1 protein-coding gene is annotated in these 263 nt (G+C 74.9%); it reads left to right on the top strand.

Features of this window, described 5'->3' with window-relative positions; genetic code table 11:
• Positions 1-263, top strand: a 263-nt coding sequence (locus tag HKX41_11910) for a hypothetical protein (protein ID NNC24839.1), incomplete at both ends; no start/stop codon positions are given.

Raw genomic sequence — 263 nt, forward strand, 5'->3', positions numbered from 1 at the left:
CAAAACCGGCCAGCAGCGCGCCTGGTGGCGCGCGCCGGCCTCGCCTTCCGCGCTGGCGTGGGCGATCGCCCGCGCCGCCGGCGAACACGACGGCCCGCTGCTGGCGGTGACCCGCGACAACCACGGCGCGCACCAGCTCGAAGCCGACCTGCGCACCTTGCTCGGCGTCGCCGGCGCGGCCGACGGTGCGCTGCCGGTGCTGCCGTTCCCGGATTGGGAGACGCTGCCCTACGACGTCTTCAGCCCGCATCCGGACATCGTCT

Origin of the sequence: Salifodinibacter halophilus (genome assembly GCA_012999515.1) — a bacterium.
Classification (GTDB): Bacteria; Pseudomonadota; Gammaproteobacteria; order Nevskiales; family Salinisphaeraceae; genus Salifodinibacter; species Salifodinibacter halophilus.